General features: G+C 71.4%; 17 protein-coding genes. 16 read left to right on the top strand and 1 reads right to left on the bottom strand.

The window, feature by feature from the left end:
* The 6 genes from ACOV8S_RS24530 to prcA all read left to right on the top strand — a co-directional run.
* Window positions 1–546: hypothetical protein (locus tag ACOV8S_RS24530; RefSeq protein WP_448320347.1), on the top strand; the 546-nt coding region annotated here is incomplete at its 5' end.
* Between the two features lie 204 nt (window positions 547–750).
* Window positions 751–2,517 carry a proteasome ATPase gene (gene arc / locus ACOV8S_RS24525; RefSeq protein ID WP_448320346.1) on the top strand — a complete coding sequence of 589 codons (1,767 nt, stop codon included), beginning with the start codon at window positions 751–753 and terminating at the stop codon, window positions 2,515–2,517.
* Between the two features lie 264 nt (window positions 2,518–2,781).
* Window positions 2,782–4,296: a depupylase/deamidase Dop gene (dop, locus tag ACOV8S_RS24520; RefSeq protein WP_448320344.1), complete on the top strand. Its 1,515-nt coding sequence runs from the start codon at window positions 2,782–2,784 to the stop codon at window positions 4,294–4,296.
* Window positions 4,297–4,444: 148 nt separating this feature from the next.
* On the top strand, window positions 4,445–4,663 hold the full coding sequence (locus tag ACOV8S_RS24515; RefSeq protein WP_108956145.1) for a ubiquitin-like protein Pup: 219 nt from the start codon (window positions 4,445–4,447) through the stop codon (window positions 4,661–4,663).
* A gap of 211 nt (window positions 4,664–4,874) precedes the next feature.
* The gene (gene prcB, locus ACOV8S_RS24510) at window positions 4,875–5,723 is read left to right on the top strand and encodes a proteasome subunit beta (protein ID WP_351112544.1); all 849 of its coding nucleotides are present in this window, start codon (window positions 4,875–4,877) and stop codon (window positions 5,721–5,723) included.
* A gap of 90 nt (window positions 5,724–5,813) precedes the next feature.
* Window positions 5,814–6,581: a proteasome subunit alpha gene (prcA, locus tag ACOV8S_RS24505; RefSeq protein WP_448320342.1), complete on the top strand. Its 768-nt coding sequence runs from the start codon at window positions 5,814–5,816 to the stop codon at window positions 6,579–6,581.
* A 78-nt stretch (window positions 6,582–6,659) separates the two neighbouring features.
* On the opposite strand, the gene ACOV8S_RS24500 is transcribed toward prcA, so the two are convergent.
* Window positions 6,660–7,679: a LacI family DNA-binding transcriptional regulator gene (locus ACOV8S_RS24500; protein ID WP_448320340.1), complete on the bottom strand. Its 1,020-nt coding sequence runs from the start codon at window positions 7,677–7,679 to the stop codon at window positions 6,660–6,662.
* 87 nt (window positions 7,680–7,766) lie between these two features.
* Between ACOV8S_RS24500 and ACOV8S_RS24495 the strand changes: the two genes are divergently transcribed.
* The 10 genes from ACOV8S_RS24495 (at window position 7,767) to ACOV8S_RS24450 (ending at window position 17,070) form a co-directional block, all read left to right on the top strand.
* Window positions 7,767–9,032 carry an MFS transporter gene (locus tag ACOV8S_RS24495; protein ID WP_448320339.1) on the top strand — a complete coding sequence of 422 codons (1,266 nt, stop codon included), beginning with the start codon at window positions 7,767–7,769 and terminating at the stop codon, window positions 9,030–9,032.
* Between the two features lie 9 nt (window positions 9,033–9,041).
* A complete protein-coding gene (gene pafA, locus ACOV8S_RS24490) occupies window positions 9,042–10,403 on the top strand; it encodes a Pup--protein ligase (RefSeq protein WP_351112536.1) in 1,362 nt (453 codons plus the stop codon).
* A gap of 162 nt (window positions 10,404–10,565) precedes the next feature.
* Window positions 10,566–11,564 carry an FKBP-type peptidyl-prolyl cis-trans isomerase gene (locus ACOV8S_RS24485; protein ID WP_448320337.1) on the top strand — a complete coding sequence of 333 codons (999 nt, stop codon included), beginning with the start codon at window positions 10,566–10,568 and terminating at the stop codon, window positions 11,562–11,564.
* Window positions 11,565–11,624: 60 nt separating this feature from the next.
* Window positions 11,625–11,996: an FKBP-type peptidyl-prolyl cis-trans isomerase gene (locus tag ACOV8S_RS24480; RefSeq protein ID WP_448320336.1), complete on the top strand. Its 372-nt coding sequence runs from the start codon at window positions 11,625–11,627 to the stop codon at window positions 11,994–11,996.
* A gap of 207 nt (window positions 11,997–12,203) precedes the next feature.
* The gene (locus ACOV8S_RS24475) at window positions 12,204–13,157 is read left to right on the top strand and encodes a helix-turn-helix transcriptional regulator (protein ID WP_448320334.1); all 954 of its coding nucleotides are present in this window, start codon (window positions 12,204–12,206) and stop codon (window positions 13,155–13,157) included.
* Between the two features lie 74 nt (window positions 13,158–13,231).
* A complete protein-coding gene (locus ACOV8S_RS24470) occupies window positions 13,232–14,335 on the top strand; it encodes a helix-turn-helix transcriptional regulator (RefSeq protein WP_448320333.1) in 1,104 nt (367 codons plus the stop codon).
* Between the two features lie 21 nt (window positions 14,336–14,356).
* The gene (locus ACOV8S_RS24465; protein ID WP_448320444.1) at window positions 14,357–14,551 is read left to right on the top strand and encodes a hypothetical protein; all 195 of its coding nucleotides are present in this window, start codon (window positions 14,357–14,359) and stop codon (window positions 14,549–14,551) included.
* A 283-nt stretch (window positions 14,552–14,834) separates the two neighbouring features.
* Entirely contained in the window at window positions 14,835–15,116 is a 282-nt protein-coding gene (gene tatA / locus ACOV8S_RS24460) for a Sec-independent protein translocase subunit TatA (protein ID WP_351112524.1), read from the top strand.
* A 53-nt stretch (window positions 15,117–15,169) separates the two neighbouring features.
* Window positions 15,170–16,135 (top strand): twin-arginine translocase subunit TatC, encoded by a 966-nt coding sequence (gene tatC, locus ACOV8S_RS24455; RefSeq protein ID WP_448320331.1) that lies wholly within the window; start codon window positions 15,170–15,172, stop codon window positions 16,133–16,135.
* A 41-nt stretch (window positions 16,136–16,176) separates the two neighbouring features.
* Window positions 16,177–17,070 (top strand): diacylglycerol kinase, encoded by an 894-nt coding sequence (locus tag ACOV8S_RS24450; protein WP_448320329.1) that lies wholly within the window; start codon window positions 16,177–16,179, stop codon window positions 17,068–17,070.
* The last annotated feature ends 26 nt before the right edge of the window (window positions 17,071–17,096 follow it).

Below are 17,096 nucleotides of genomic sequence, written 5' to 3'. Positions count from 1 at the left end.
CCCATCCACTGGCTCGCCACGGCCACCGCCGTAGCCGGCGTGATGGCCCTGTCCTCCCTGGTGCAGCCCGGCCACGCCACCGCGGCCCAGCCCCGGGACGGCAAGGCGGTGGCCGCCGCGCCCGCCGCCCCGGCCCGCCCCGCGCCCGACGCGGACGCCGTGTCCTTCCCGCTCGAGTGCGGCGAGGTCGCCGAGCCCGTGGTGGCCCGGAAGGCGGCCGGCGACCTCGACGGCGACGGCAGCCCGGAGACCGTCGCCGCGGTGCACTGCGACAGCGCGATGGGGACGCCGCCCGACGCCGTCTACGTCATCACCCGTGCGGCCGACACCGGCGAGCCGCGGCTGGTCGCCACGCTGGTGGAGCACAAGGAGCGCCGCACGGTCACCGCCCTCACGGTGCGGGACGGACAGGTCGAGGCCACCGTGCTCGGGTACTCCTCGGCGGAGGTGCCCAGTTGCTGCCCGGACGTCGAGGAGGACGTCAACTGGCGCTGGGCCGACGGCGCGTTCCACCGCGGGTCGCCGGAGGCGACCGAACAGGTCTGAGCCCTCCCGGTCCGCCGTCCGGTCACAGCCGTTGATGTTCACTGCTTTCGATCCGTGTTCCTTGGGTATCTCCCTGGCAGTGAGGGAGAGCGCAAGGGTGAAGATCGGACACCTTACGACGGTGTTTGTGATCTAGGGTTTCAATCGACACCCGCCCAGGTAGGGTCTGGAAGCGTCCAGCTCCCCTTGGAGGAGGTGAGGACCGTGGCAGCCCACGACGACGACATGAACCGCGGCATCCGCCCGGGTCGAGGGTCCGAGGACCCGGCCGGGCAGATCGCCTACCTTGAGCAGGAGATCGCCGTCCTGCGACGCAAGCTCGCCGACTCTCCGCGACACACGAGGCTTCTCGAAGAGCGGATCGTCGAGCTGCAGACCAATCTGGCCGGCGTGTCCGCGCAGAACGAGCGGCTGGCCGGCACGCTCCGGGAGGCCCGCGACCAGATCGTGGCCCTCAAGGAGGAGGTCGACCGGCTCGCCCAGCCGCCGGCCGGGTTCGGAGTGTTCCTCGCGGCGAACGAGGACGGCACCGCCGACATCTTCACCGGCGGCCGCAAGCTCCGGGTGAACGTCAGTCCCAGCATCGACCTCGAAGAACTCCGGCGCGGCCAGGAGGTGATGCTCAACGAGGCGCTCAACGTGGTCGAGGCCATGCAGTTCGAGCGCGTCGGCGAGATCGTCACCCTCAAGGAGGTCCTGGAGGACGGCGAGCGGGCCCTGGTGATCGGGCACACCGACGAGGAGAAGGTGGTCCGGCTCGCCGAACCGCTGCTCGACGTCACCATCCGGGCCGGCGACGCCCTGCTGCTCGAGCCCCGCTCCGGGTACGTCTACGAGGTCGTGCCCAAGAGCGAGGTCGAGGAGCTGGTCCTCGAAGAGGTCCCCGACATCGGCTACGACCAGATCGGCGGCCTCGGCGGCCAGATCGAGGCGATCCGGGACGCGGTCGAGCTCCCCTACCTCTACCCCGACCTGTTCAAGGAGCACGAGCTGCGCCCGCCCAAGGGCGTCCTGCTCTACGGCCCGCCCGGATGCGGCAAGACGCTCATCGCCAAGGCGGTGGCGAACTCGCTGGCCAAGAAGGTCGCCGAGGTCACCGGCCAGGCGGCGGGCAAGAGCTTCTTCCTCAACATCAAGGGCCCCGAGCTGCTCAACAAGTACGTCGGCGAGACCGAGCGGCAGATCCGCCTGGTCTTCCAGCGGGCTCGTGAGAAGGCCAGCGAGGGCACGCCCGTCATCGTCTTCTTCGACGAGATGGAGTCCCTCTTCCGCACCCGCGGCTCCGGCGTCAGTTCGGACGTGGAGAACACCATCGTCCCGCAGCTCCTCGCCGAGATCGACGGCGTCGAGGGCCTGCAGAACGTGGTCGTGATCGGCGCCTCCAACCGCGAGGACATGATCGACCCGGCCATCCTGCGTCCCGGCCGGCTCGACGTGAAGATCAAGATCGAGCGTCCGGACGCCGAGGCGGCCAAGGACATCTTCGGCAAGTACCTCACCGAGCGCCTGCCGCTGCACGGGGACGACCTGACCGAGCACGGCGGCGACAAGTCCGCCACGGTCCAGGCCATGATCCAGTCCGCGGTGGAGCACATGTACGCGGAGTCCGAGGAGAACCGCTTCCTGGAGGTCACCTACGCCAACGGCGACAAGGAGGTCCTGTACTTCAAGGACTTCAACTCCGGCGCCATGATCGAGAACATCGTGGGCCGGGCCAAGAAGATGGCGATCAAGGACTTCCTGGACAAGAACCAGAAGGGCCTTCGGGTCTCCCACCTCCTCCAGGCGTGCGTGGACGAGTTCAAGGAGAACGAGGACCTGCCCAACACGACCAACCCGGACGACTGGGCCCGGATCTCCGGCAAGAAGGGCGAGCGGATCGTGTACATCCGCACCCTGATCACCGGGAAGCAGGGCGCGGACACCGGACGGTCCATCGACACGGTGGCCAACACCGGTCAGTACCTGTAGCGAGAAGGGGGCGGCCGCGGGTGCCCGTAGGGGCGTCCGCGGCCGCCTTTCACTCCCGCCGCGTCCTGCCGGGCACTCGCCCGGCCGGGCGCGGCGGGCGTGGCGAAGAGGCAAATGATCTCCCCGCCGGCGCGGTGGCGTTCTAGGCTTTCCGGTACCGCCGCTCCGCCGCAGCGGGCCGACCGGAACGCGACCTGCGCCGGAGCACGGGTGGTACTTCAGGGCCGCCCCCGACCGAGGGCGCCGCCGGGCAAGGAGGGCCGCATGACCGTACGGCGAGTGATGGGGATCGAGACGGAGTACGGGATCTCCGTTCCCGGCCACCCCAACGCCAATGCCATGCTCACCTCGTCCCAGATCGTCAACGCCTACGCGGCGGCGATGCACCGGGCCCGCCGGGCCCGCTGGGACTTCGAGGAGGAGAACCCGCTGCGGGACGCGCGAGGCTTCGACCTGGCGCGGGAGGTCGCCGACTCCAGCCAGCTCACGGACGAGGACATCGGCCTCGCCAACGTGATCCTGACCAACGGCGCCCGGCTCTACGTGGACCACGCCCACCCCGAGTACAGCTCCCCGGAGGTCACCAACCCGCTGGACGCGGTGCTGTGGGACAAGGCCGGCGAGCGGATCATGGCCGAGGCGGCCGAGCGGGCCGCCCAGCTGCCCGGCGCGCAGCCCATCCACCTCTACAAGAACAACACCGACAACAAGGGCGCCTCCTACGGGACGCACGAGAACTACCTGATGAAGCGGGAGACCGCCTTCTCGGACATCGTGCGCCACCTGACGCCCTTCTTCGTCTCCCGCCAGGTCTTCGCGGGCGCCGGCCGGGTCGGCATCGGGCAGGACGGCAACGAGCACGGCTTCCAGCTGAGCCAGCGGGCGGACTACTTCGAGGTCGAGGTGGGGCTGGAGACCACCCTCAAGCGGCCCATCATCAACACCCGCGACGAGCCGCACGCGGACGCGGAGCGGTACCGCCGCCTGCACGTGATCATCGGCGACGCCAACCTGTCCGAGATCTCCACCTACCTCAAGCTCGGCACCACCTCCCTGGTCCTGTCCATGATCGAGGACGGCTTCATCGCCGTCGACCTGGCCGTTGACCAGCCGGTGCGCACCCTGCACCAGGTCTCGCACGACCCTTCGCTCAAGCGGCTGGTCGAGTTGCGCAGCGGGCGCAGGCTGACCGCGGTGCAGCTCCAGATGGAGTACTACGAGCTGGCCCGCAAGTACGTCGAGGAGCGCTTCGGGGCGGACGCCGACGACCAGACCAGGGACGTGCTCACCCGCTGGGAGGACGTCCTGGGGCGGCTCGAGCGGGACCCGATGAGCCTGGCCGGCGAGCTGGACTGGGTGGCCAAGCGGGAGCTCATGGAGGGCTACCGCCGCCGGGACTCCCTGGACTGGGACGCCCCCCGGCTCCACCTGGTCGACCTGCAGTACGCCGACGTGCGGCCCGACAAGGGCCTGTACAACCGTCTGGTGGCCCGCGGGCGGATGAAGCGGCTGCTCGACGAGCAGGACGTGCTCAGGGCCGTCACGCAGCCCCCTGAGGACACCCGGGCCTACTTCCGCGGCCGCTGCCTGGAGCAGTACGCGGACGACGTGGCGGCCGCCTCCTGGGACTCGGTGATCTTCGACCTGCCGGGCCGTGACTCGCTGCAACGGGTCCCCACCCTGGAGCCGCTGCGCGGCACCCGGGCGCACGTCAAGGAGCTCCTGGACCGCTGCCGGACGGCCGAGGACCTGGTCAAGGTGCTGAGCGGCAACAACTGAGTGATCTTCCACCCCCGTTTTCGGGGTGGGACGGGTCCGGAGGGGGAATCATCGGGATGGTTTCTCCGTGTGTGGGAACTGTGGGGTCGATGTCGGACCCTGCTTGTAGGGTCTGATCGAGAACGTCGAACCGAGCGGGGTGAGGGTTATGGCGACCAAGGACACCGGCGGCGGACAGCAGAAGGCCACGCGATCGACCGAGGAGGTCGACGAGCAGGCGCAGGATGCGCAGGCGAGCGAGGACCTGAAGGAACGGCAGGAGGCGCTGAGCGACGACGTCGACTCCGTCCTCGACGAGATCGACGACGTGCTCGAGTCCAATGCCGAGGAATTCGTGCGTTCGTTCGTCCAGAAGGGCGGCCAGTAAGGCCGCCAGGCCTTCGAAGCGAAGGCACAGTGCCGAAGCACGGGGACTGCTCCTGGGTGGCCCCCGTGCTTCGCCGTTCGGAGGTGGATCATCGCCGCCGTGCGGGTAGGGTCCGTGACACAACTGTGCTTCAGCTTGCCGACCGCGCAGGTGTGATGCGACCGCGGCGCGGAAGCCGCGTTCTGAAGCCGTGTTCTTCGGAAGGAATTGCGTGGAAGCCAACACTCGTGACACCGGGCGACTGCCGGCCGCCTTCCTGACTCCGGGATCCTCCTCCTTCATGGACTTCCTGGCGGGACACCAGCCGGACATGCTGCCCGGGATGCGGCAGTTGCCGCCCACCCAGGGCGTGATCGAGGCGCCGCACGGCACCACCATCGTGGCCGCGACGTTCCCCGGCGGCGTCGTGCTGGCCGGTGACCGGCGCGCCACCATGGGCAACGTGATCGCGCAGCGCGACATCGAGAAGGTGTTCCCGGCCGACGAGTACTCCGCGGTGGGCATCGCCGGCACCGCCGGTCTCGCCGTGGAGATGGTGAAGCTGTTCCAGCTGGAGCTGGAGCACTTCGAGAAGGTCGAGGGCGCCCAGCTCTCGCTGGAGGGCAAGGCCAACCGGCTGTCGACGATGATCCGTTCCAACCTCGGCATGGCCATGCAGGGCCTGGCCGTGGTGCCGCTGTTCGCGGGGTACGACCTCGACCGCCGCAAGGGCCGGATCTTCTCGTACGACGTCACGGGCGGCCGCTCCGACGAGCAGGCGGGCTTCGCGGCCACCGGCTCCGGCTCGCTGTTCGCCCGCGGCTCGATGAAGAAGCTCTACCGCGAGGACCTGACGGAGGAACAGGCCACCACCCTGGTCGTCCAGGCCCTGTACGACGCGGCCGACGACGACTCGGCGACGGGCGGCCCCGACATGGCCCGCCGGATCTTCCCGATCGTCACGGTGATCACCGAAGACGGGTTCCGCCGTCTGACGGACCAGGAGTCCTCGGGCATCGCCCGCGCGGTCCTGGACCGCCGGCTCGAGGAGCCCGACGGCCCCCGCGCCGCGCTGCTCTGACGGCCCGTCGTGAACCCACGGACCAGCAGGACGAGCCCTGTGACCCCTACAGACTCTTCGACGGAATCGACGGAAAGGGACGGATAACCGGTGTCGACGCCGTTCTATGTCTCACCCCAGCAGGCGATGGCGGACCGGGCGGAGTACGCCCGCAAGGGCATCGCGCGCGGCCGCAGTCTGGTCGTGCTGCAGTACGCCGACGGCATCGTCTTCGTCGGTGAGAACCCGTCCCGCGCGCTGCACAAGTTCAGCGAGATCTACGACCGGATCGGTTTCGCCGCGGCGGGCAAGTACAACGAGTACGAGAACCTCCGCATCGGCGGCGTCCGCTACGCGGACCTGCGCGGCTACACCTACGACCGGGGCGACGTGACCGCGCGCGGCCTGGCCAACGTGTACGCGCAGACGCTGGGCACCATCTTCTCCAGCGCGGGGGAGAAGCCCTACGAGGTCGAGCTGGTGGTGGCCGAGGTCGGGGAGGTCCCCGAGGGCGACCAGATCTACCGGCTGCCGCACGACGGCTCGATCGTGGACGAGCACGGCTCGGTCGCGGTCGGCGGCAACGCCGAGCAGATCAGCTCCTACCTGGACCAGCGCCACCGGGAGGGCATGACCCTCGCCGAGGCCCTCAAGCTGGCCGTGCAGGCCCTGTCCCGGGACACCAGCGGCTCGGAGCGGGAGATCCCCGCCGAGCGCCTCGAGGTGGCCGTGCTGGACCGCACCCGCCCGCAGCGCAGGAAGTTCCGCCGGATCACCGGACCGCGCCTGGAGCGGCTGCTCGCGGGCGGCGGCGAGGGCGGCGCCGCGGCGGCGGACGCCGGGAAGAGCGAGGATGCGGAGGACGCCTCCGAGGAGTGAACCGGTCCGGGTGGCCCCGGCCGGAGGAGGTGACCGTGCCGCGTGGTGACGGCTGTGCGCCGTGACCGCGCGGCACCGTCATGTCCGGGGCGCTGGCGCCGTCGAGCCGCGGACGACCAGCTCCACCGGGATGTCGTGGGTCACCGGGGCGCGGCCCTCGATCACCGACAGCAGGGCCTGCATGCCGCGCTCGCCGGTCAGCTCCGCGTCCAGCCGGACGGTGGTGAGCTCCGGTTCCAGCGCCATGGCGAGCACCTGGTCGTCCACCCCCGTGACCGAGAGGTCCCGCGGTACCCGCAGTCCCAGCCGCCGGGCCGCCTTGTAGGCACCCACCGCGAGCATGTCGTCGTCGCAGACCACCGCGGTCGGCCGGGGCCCGGGGGCGGTCAGCGCGCTCTCCACGGCGGCGCGGCCGTGGTCGGCGGTCATCGAGGAGGCCGCGGTCACCAGCGTGGCGCCCGGCACGGCGGCGAGCCGCTCCTGGAGCGCGCGGGCCCGCTGGGCGAAGGTCCAGGAGGCCACGTCGGCCCGCAGGTGCAGGATGTGCCGGTGGCCCAGGCCCAGCAGGTGGTCGGCCACCTGGCGGACGCCGTCGGCGATGTCCAGGTTGACCGTCGCGGTGCCGGGGGCCGCGTCGGGCTCGCTGTCCAGCATCACCAGCGGCAGCCGGTCGCCGCGCAGCACGGTGAGCGCCTGGGCGGCCATGGAGGAGGCCAGCACGCCGTCCAGCGCCGCCGGGGCCGAGGCGAAGGGGTCGCGCGCCGGGCCCACGCCGGCCGGGGACGGGTACAGCACGATGGAGAACCCGTGCGCGGCGGCCACCCGGGCGGCGCCGGTGTGCACCCCCGCGAAGAAGTGCGTGGTCAGCGACGGGACCACCAGCAGGACCGTCCGGGCGCTGCCGGTGCGCAGGTTCCGTGCCGCCAGGTTGGGCCGGTAGCCGAGGGTGCGGGCGGCCTCGCGGACCCGCTCCGCGGTGGGCGCGGAGATCCTGCCGTGCCACTTGTCGCCCAGGACGAGGGAGACGGAGGCCTGCGAGACGCCGGCGACTCGGGCCACGTCCCGGCTCGTCGGGCGGGTCTTGCCAGGTGAGGGCATCGTCGGCGCACTTCTCCGGTCTGGACTACAGGACGTCGAACATGCTACGTATGACATTCAAGTTATACGTAAAACGGAGGGCGCTGCATGTTTTCGCGGTACCTGGAGATCCTCAAGGCCCGGCATGCCGCGCGTCTGCTGACCGGAACGCTGGTGGGCCGGCTGCCCAACGCCACCTCGGCCATCGCCATCGTCCTGTTCGTCCGGGCCGAGGGCGGCTCCTACAGCCTGGCCGGCGTGCTGGCCGCCGTGTACGGCCTCGCCAACGCGGTCGGCCAGCCGGTGCTGGGCCGCCTGGTCGACCTGCACGGCCAGCCGCGGGTGCAGCTGCCCGCCGCCGTGCTGGCCGCCGCGTCGATGGCCGTCTTCGCCGTCACCGGCCTCGACCCGCTGCCCGTCGCCTACCTGGCCACGGCCGGCGCGGGCCTGTTCACCCCGCCGCTCGAGGGCGGGCTGCGCGCGCTGTGGCCCTCCGTGCTGCGCCGCGACGACCAGATCCACACCGCCTACGCCATGGACGCGGTGGCCCAGGAGGTGATGTTCACCGTCGGCCCTCTGCTGGTCTCCCTCTTCGTGGCCGTCTGGTCGCCGATGGCCGCGCTGCTGGCGCTGAACGCGATCGGCGTGCTCGGCGCCCTGTCCGTGGTCCTCTCACCGCCCTCGCGCGCCTGGCGGTCCGCGCCCCGCGAGGCGCACTGGCTGGGCGCCCTGCGCTCGGGCGGCCTGCTGGTCCTGCTGGGCGCGCTGTTCTTCGTCGGCATCGCCCTGGGCTCCATCACCGTCGCCGCGGCCGCCTACGCCGACCGCACCGGCCCCGACGGCGACGCCGTGTACGCCGTCCTGCTCGCCGCCCTCGGCTTCGGCGCGCTGGTCGGCGGCGGGCTCTACGGGGCCCGCGAGTGGGCCGGAGCCCCCGAGCGCCGCCTGAAGGGCCTGGTGGCCGCCCTCGCCCTCGGCTACGCCCCGCTGATCGCCATGCCCGGCCCCACGCCGATGACCCTGCTGGCCGCCCTGGCCGGCGTGTTCCTGGCGCCCACCATCGCCTGCGCCTTCGTCCTGGTGGACCGGCACGCCCCGCGCGGCACGGTCACCGAGGCGTTCTCCTGGCTGGTCACCACCTTCACCGTCGGCTCCTCGGTCGGCACCGGCGTGGCCGGACCGGTCCTGGAGAGCCTGGGCACCCGCGCCGGTTTCGCCGTCCCGGCCGCCGCCGGAACGGTGTCGCTGGTGGTCCTGCTCGCCTCCCGCGGGGTCCTCGCCAGGCCGCGAAATCTCGGGAGAGTCGCCGCCGGATCGGAAAATGATCCGAATCGGACCGTCGAACCCCGTTTCAGCTCGGGTGATCGGGCGTAATGTTCAGACATGGACCGCCGCATTTTCGGGCTGGAGAACGAGTACGGCGTCACGTGCACGTTCAGGGGACAGCGCCGTCTGTCGCCTGACGAGGTGGCGCGGTACCTCTTCCGGCGTGTCGTGTCATGGGGCCGCAGCAGCAACGTGTTTCTGCGAAACGGCGCCCGCCTCTATCTCGACGTGGGTTCGCATCCGGAATACGCAACACCCGAATGCGACAACGTGACGGAGCTCGTCACCCACGACAAGGCCGGCGAGCGCATTCTCGAAGGACTTCTCGTCGACGCGGAACGCCGCCTGCACGAGGAGGGAATCGCGGGCGACGTCTATCTCTTCAAGAACAACACCGATTCGGCCGGCAACTCGTACGGCTGCCACGAGAACTATCTGGTGGCCCGGCACGGCGAGTTCTCCCGGCTGGCGGACATCCTCATTCCCTTCCTGGTCACCCGGCAGCTGCTCTGCGGCGCGGGCAAGGTCCTCCAGACCCCGCGCGGCGCGGTGTACTGCGTCAGCCAGCGCGCCGAGCACATCTGGGAGGGCGTCTCCTCGGCGACCACCCGCTCGAGGCCCATCATCAACACCCGTGACGAGCCGCACGCGGACGCCGAGCGCTACCGCCGGCTCCACGTGATCGTCGGCGACTCCAACATGTCGGAGACGACCATGCTGCTCAAGGTCGGGGCCACCGACCTGGTGCTGCGCATGATCGAGGCCGGCACGGTCATGCGGGACCTCACCCTGGAGAACCCGATCCGGGCCATCCGCGAGGTCAGCCACGACCTCACCGGCCGCCGCAAGGTGCGCCTGGCCAGCGGCCGGGAGGCATCGGCCCTCGAGGTGCAGCGCGAGTACTACGAGAAGGCCTGCGAGTTCGTCGACCGGCGGGGCATCCGCACCGGCGTCGTCGAGCAGGTCCTGGAGCTGTGGGGCCGCACCCTGGACGCGATCGAGGAGGAGGACCTGGACCGGGTCGCCACCGAGATCGACTGGGTGATCAAGTACAAGCTGCTGGAGCGCTACCGCGCCAAGCACAACATGACCATGTCGAACCCGCGGGTCGCCCAGATAGACCTCGCCTACCACGACATCCACCGCCGCCGGGGCCTCTACTACCTGCTGGAGCGCAACGGCCAGGCCAAGCGGATCTGCAACGACGTCAAGATCTTCGAGGGCAAGTCGGTGCCGCCGCAGACCACGCGGGCCCGGCTGCGCGGGGACTTCATCAAGCGGGCCCAGGAACAGCGCCGCGACTTCACGGTGGACTGGGTCCACCTCAAGCTCAACGACCAGGCCCAGCGCACGGTCCTGTGCAAGGACCCGTTCCGGTCGGTGGACGACCGGGTGGAGAAGCTGATCGCCGGCATGTGATCGCCGGCGATGCAGACGCACCGGCGAGCGACGGCCGTACCGCACGCGGGGGCCGCGGATCCGATCCGCGGCCCCCGCGTGCTCGTTCGGGGGCGTGGGGCCCGAAAGCCGTAGAGTGACGCGCGAAGCCAACTCGAAGATCGATCGATAGAGGCCCCCATCGTGCGCCGACGCTCACTCCTTCTGGCCGTTCCCGCGGGACTGGCCACCCTCTCCGCCTGTGGCTCCGACTCGTCGGACAAGGAGGCGGACCCGACCGGCAAGCCCTCCCCGCAGGCCCCCACCCCGGCGCCGTCGCCGAAGATCGTCGACGGTCCGCTCCCGAAGATCACCAGCGGCACCGCCTTCGGGGAGAAGCCGACGGTGGCCAAGGGCAACGGGGAGCCGTCGAAGGACCTCGCCGTGCGCACGCTGATCGCCGGCAACGGCCGCACGGTCGCCGAGAAGGACTTCATCCAGGCGCAGTACCTCGGCCAGACCTGGGACGACGCCAAGGTCTTCGACAACTCCTACGACCGCAAGACCCCGATCCTCATCCAGCTCGCGCAGGGCGGCATCATCGACGGCTGGCGTTACGGGCTGGCCGGCAAGAAGACCGGCAGCCGCGTGATGATGGCCGTCCCGCCCACCTGGGGCTACGGGGAGCAGGGCAACGAGAAGGCCGGCATCAAGGGCGACGACACCCTGGTGTTCGTGGTGGACGTCGAGAACACGTTCAACTCCCGCAGCTCCGCCGACGGGAAGAAGGTGGCCTCCTCCGACTCCGCGCTGCCGAAGGTCGGCACCAACACCGACGGCAAGGCCCCCTCGGTCGAGGTCCCCAAGAGCGACCCGCCGAAGAAGCTGGTCTCCGAGTACGTCCTCGAGGGCGACGGCCCCGCGGTGGCCCAGGACAGCACCGTCCTCGTCCAGTACAAGGGCGTGCTGTGGGCCGACGGCAAGGAGTTCGACTCCACCTACAGCCGCGGTGAGCTGACCTCGTTCTCGTTGCAGCAGGTCGTGCCCGGCTGGGCGCAGGGACTGGCCGGCAAGAAGGTCGGCAGCCGCGTCCTGATCGTCATCCCGCCGGACCTCGGCTACGGCGACAACCCGCCGCAGGGCAGCCCCATCAAGAAGGACTCGACGCTCGTCTTCACCGTGGACCTGCTGGCGAAGATGTGACGCCCGGGATGGGAGACTGATCCCGTTGCATCTTTTCGTCCATCAGCAGGAGACAGATTCGTGAGCATCGAGAAGCCCGAGGTCGACTTCCCGGGCGGCGAGCCGCCGGCGAACCTCGAGATCAAGGACATCTGGGAGGGTGACGGCGAGGAGGCCAAGGCGGGCGACGTCGTCTCCGTCCACTACGTGGGCGTGTCCTTCTCGTCCGGCGAGGAGTTCGACTCGTCCTGGAACCGCGGCACCCCGCTGCGCTTCCAGCTCGGCATCGGTCAGGTCATCAGCGGCTGGGACCAGGGCGTGCAGGGCATGAAGGTCGGCGGCCGCCGCCAGCTGATCATCCCGCCGCACCTGGCGTACGGCGACCGCGGCGCGGGCCGCGCCATCGGCCCCGGCGAGACGCTGATCTTCGTCTGCGACCTGGTCTCGGTCTGATCCACGACCGCCTTCGGGCGGCCGGCGCGTGACCGGAAGCGGTCACCATGGGCTCCTCGGGGTCCGCGTCCGACAGGGCGCGGACCCTGTGCCGATTCTGCGGGCGCCCGCGCGGGCCCTTCCGCGGGCCCGCGGAATTTCCCCACCGGCCCTTCGGAGCGGTACGGTCGCCGTCGTAGGTGACGAGGGAGAGGGCGTAGGTCGTCGATGGCGATTGCCAAGGCAGAGCGGCTGATGAACCTGGCACTGTGCCTGCTGGGCACCCGGCGCCCGCTCAGCAAGCGTGAACTGCGCGCGTCCCTGGAGGCCTACATGGAGGCCACCACCGACGAGTCGTTCAACCGGATGTTCGAGCGGGACAAGGACGACCTGCGGGAGCTCGGACTGGTCATCGAGACCGTCGAGAACCTCGACGGCGAGGTCGGCTACCTCGCCCGCCACGACTCCAACCAGCTGCCGCCGATCACCCTGGATGCCGAGGAGGCCGCCGCCCTCGGCCTGGCCGCCAGCGTCTGGCAGCAGGCCCGGCTCGCCGGAGCGGCCAGCGGCGCCCTGCAGAAGCTGCGCGCCGCCGGACTGCCCGAGGACGTCGACCCGTACGCCGCCCACGGCGCCCTCGAGCCGCGCATCCCCGTCCACGAGGCCGCCTTCGAGCCGCTGATGCTGGCCTGCCGCGACCGCCGTCCGGTGGTCTTCGACTACCGCAAGGCCACCGCCGTCGCTCCCGAGCCCCGCCAGGTCGAGCCCTGGGCGCTCGAGTGCTGGCGCGGCCACTGGTACCTGGCCGGCTGGGACCGCGACCGCGGCGCCGAGCGGGTCTTCCGCCTCTCCCGCATCACCGGCAAGGTCCGCACCCGCGCCGGGGCGTTCACCGCCGAGGTCCCCGACGTCGTCCGGGTCCGCGAGACGGTGGCCCGCTGGGCGGGGGAGAGCGCCGAGCGCTCCGCGCTGATCCGGCTCCGGGCCGGCTGCGGCTACCCGCTGCGCGCCCGCGCCACCGCCGTCCGCCCGCTCGACGGCGGCTGGGACGAGGTCGAGATCCCCTACGGCCACGGCCTCGACGCCCTGCTGGTCGAGTTCGGGCCCGACGTGGTGGCCCTGGAGCCGGCCGAACTGCGGGCCGACGTGATCGACCGGCTGCGCGCCGTGGCCAAGGGCTGAGGGGCGCCGGCAATGAGTGAGCCGCCTACATCGACGACATCGACGAGGGCCGCATCAACGAGGGGAAGGCGAGCATGACGACCAGCCGGGGGAACCGCCCCGCCAACGCCATCGACCAGACCCGCCGGATGCTCTCCCTGGTCACCTACCTGCGCGAGCGCCCCGGCGCCCGGGTCGCCGACGTGGCCCGCGCCTTCGGCGTCAGCGGGGACGAGCTGATCGCCGACCTCGAACTGCTGCCCATGTGCGGCACCAGCTTCCGCGGCGGCGACCTGCTCGACATCGACACCGACGGCGAGCGCATCTGGTGGCACAACCCCGCCGCGCTCGGCGCCGAGGCCGCCCAGCCGCTGCGGCTCGCCTCCGACGAGGCCACCGCCCTGCTGGTCGCCGCGCGCGCCGTCGCCACCCTGCCCGGTCTGCGCGAGGGCGACCGGCAGGCGCTGCTGCGCGCCACCGCCAAGGTGGAGGCCGCCGCCGGCGAGAGCGCCGAGGCCAGTTCCCGCCTGTCGGTGACCTTCGAGTCCGAGGGCGGCGTCTTCGCCGACGTCGACCGGGCCATCTCCGAGGGCCGCCGGCTGTGGATCCGCTACTGGTCGCCCGCCCGCGACGAGGTCAGCGAGCGGGAGATCGACCCGATCCGCCTGGTCAGCGTCGGCCACACGTACGTCGAGGCGTGGTGCCGCCGCTCCGAGGCGCGGCGCACCTTCCGGCTGGACCGGGTCGCCGAGATCCGCATCCTCGACGAGCCCTCCGAGCCGCCGCGGATCGAGCCGCGCGACCTGTCCGCCGGGCTGGTCCAGCCCTCCGCCGACGACCCGGAGGTCGTGGTCGAGGTCGGCCCGGCCGGCCGCTGGGTCGCCGAGTACTACCCGCACGAGGCGGCCGAGGAGCTGCCCGACGGCGGGCTGCGGATCACCATCCGCACCCCCGCGCCCGAGTCGCTGCGCCGCCTGGCGCTGCGGCTGGGTCCCGACGGGCGGATCGTCGCCCCGGTGGAGCTCGTGGAGAGCGCGCGCCGCGCGGCCCGCGAGGCGCTGGCCGCCTACGGCGAGGGTGGCGGCGAGGGCCTGTTCGACGCCGCCGAGGCGCTGGGCGCGACCGGTTCCGCCGTGTCCGGCGGTCCCGCCGCACCGGCCGACCCCGCCGGTGCGGGCGCCGCGCCGGCGGGCGCGTAGGCTCCCGCCATGTCCGGTGCGATGTTCTGGGCGATGCTCGCCGTCGCCCTCGGTTTCCTCGGCACGGCGGTGCTCGGCGTGCTGGCCGTACGGGTGTTCCTCGAGGCCCGGCGGCTGGGGACGCAGGTCGAGGCCTCGGCCCGCAGGATCGCCCTGGCCTCGGCGGACCTCGAACAGGCCGCGGAACGCACCGCCCGGGCGGCCGGGAACCTGTGAGCCGTCGCGGCGCTCACCTGTGGGAACATCCCGTTCCGGTGAGCGCCGAAGGCCCGGAAACCCGGTGGGACCGTCCCTACCGACCCTGTTCGAGCGGGGGCGGCGCCAGGTACGCTGCATCTTCGCGGGCCGGGGAACGAGGCATCGGCTCGTGTGACCGGGAGTACGTCCGCGGGATGCCTGTCGTTCACGCCCGGACGTTACGATCGCTTACGGAGGCCGGACGCGCGTCCGCTCCGAAAGCCACACACCCCCACTGGCCTCGGTGAGAAGGTAAAGACTTATGGGACGGCTCGGACCTACCGAGATCATTCTGATCCTCGTCGTCATCCTGCTGCTGTTCGGCGCCAAGAAGCTTCCGGACATGGCACGGTCCCTCGGCAAGTCCGCCCGCATCCTCAAGAGCGAGGCCAAGGCGATGAAGGAAGAGGGCAAGAAGGACGAGGCGGCCCCCGCCGGTCCGCCCGCCTCCGAGGAGCCGGCGCCGCGTGTCATCCAGGCCGCCCCCGGTGACGTGACCAGCTCGCGTCCGGTGGCCGAGCCGACCGACACGACCAAGCGCTGACGTCCGGACCGGAGCCCAGGGCTCCGGTCCGCCGCACGAGATGAGGACGTGGGTTGCTCAAGTCTGCCCGCAAACAGGAGAGGGACCCCGAGGGGCGGATGCCCCTCGCGGAACACCTCCGTGAGCTGCGCAACCGGCTCGTCAAGTCCCTGCTGGCCATCGTCGTCGCCACGGTCGTCGCCGCCTTCTTCTACAAGGACATCATCCAGTTCTTCACGGATCCTGTCCTCGACGCGGTCGGCTGCGACTACAGCTTCGCGGAGCTCGCGGAGAACACCAACGAGACGACGTGCGCGCGGATCGTGCAGAACGGCCTGCTGAGCCCGTTCACGCTCGCCCTCACGGTCGCCCTGACGTCCGGTGTGGTGCTCGCCTCGCCGGTGTGGCTGTACCAGCTCTGGGGCTTCCTCGCCCCGGGCCTGCACCGCCACGAGAAGCGGTACGCGTACGCCTTCGTGGCGGCCGGGTTCCCGCTCTTCACCATGGGCGGATACTTCGCCTACTGGTCGCTGCCCAAGATGGCGTCGGTCATGCTGGAGTTCTCGATCATCGGCAGCGACAACCAGCTGCCGCTGGACGACCTCCTCCAGCTGATCATGCGCATGGTCATCGTGTTCGGCCTCTCCTTCGAGCTGCCGCTCCTGCTGGTGATGCTCAACTTCGGCGGGGTGCTCTCCGGCAAGAAGATCGCCGGCTGGTGGCGGGGCATGATCCTCGGCATCACGCTCTTCGCGGCGATCGCCACGCCCAGCACCGACCCGATCTCCATGCTGGCGCTCGCGGGTCCCATCTGGGTCCTGTACTTCGCCGCCTCCGGGATCGCCCTGGTCAACGACCGGCGCCGCACGCGCCGCGACGCGCTGGGCCCGGCGGACGACGAGGCCTCCGAGCTGGACCTGACGCCCGAGCCGGTCGCGGCGGTGGAACCGGTCGCAGCCGCGCCGATGCTCCCGGAGCAGGCCGACGGCGGGCGCACGGACCGGCCCGACCGGATCAACGGTTACGACGACGTGACCTGACCGGGCTCCCCTCCGGCACGCGGACCTCGTAGGGTGCCGCCGTGACCAGCGAGATAGTGCTCTTCGTCAACCCCACCGCGGGACGCGGCCGGGGCGCCCACGCGGCGCAGCCGGCCGCGTCGGCGTTCCGGGACGCGGGTTTCTCCGTCCGCACCGTCGTCGGCCTCGACGCCGACGACGCGCTGGCCCGGGCCCGGGAGGCCGTGGCCGGCGGCACGGGCGCCCTGGTGGCCGTCGGCGGCGACGGACTGGTCCACCTCGCGCTGCAGGCCGTGGCCGGCACCGACACTCCCCTCGGTGTGGTGGCGGTCGGCACCGGCAACGACTTCGCGGGCGCCCTCGGCCTCCCGCTGCGCGACCCGGCGGCCGCGGCGCGGCGGATCGCCGGCGCGCTGAAGGAGTCCCGGCTCACCGCGATCGACCTGGGCCGGGTGAACGGGCGCTGGTTCGGCACCGTGATCGCCACCGGGTTCGACTCGCGGGTCAACGACCGCGGGAACCGGATGAAGCTGCCGGTCGGCCGCTTCCGCTACGACCTGGCGATCGTCGCCGAACTGGCCGCCTTCACGCCGCTGCCCTACCGGCTCACCCTTGACGGGGGCGCGACGCGCGACGTCGAGGCGACCCTGGTCGCCGTGGGCAACGGCTCCTCCTACGGCGGCGGCATGCGGATCTGCCCGGGAGCGGACCTGCACGACGGGCTCTTCGACGTCACCGTCGTCGGCGGCTGCAGCCGCACCACGCTGCTCAAGGTCTTCCCCCGCGTCTACAAGGGGACGCACGTCGACCACCCCGTCGTGACCACCTACCGCGCCTCGCGGATCGAGCTGACGGCGCCGGGGCTGACCGCCTACGTCGACGGGGAGCGGCTCGGCCCGCTGCCGATCAGCGCCGAATGCGTCTCCGGCGCGGTGCGGGTGGCGGGAGCCGCCTGACGGCGCGGGAGAGGCGGGCGCGGGCC

The sequence above is a fragment of the Streptomyces sp. CO7 genome (assembly GCF_053474865.1).
This window is presented reverse-complemented; position numbering and strand designations above follow the sequence as displayed.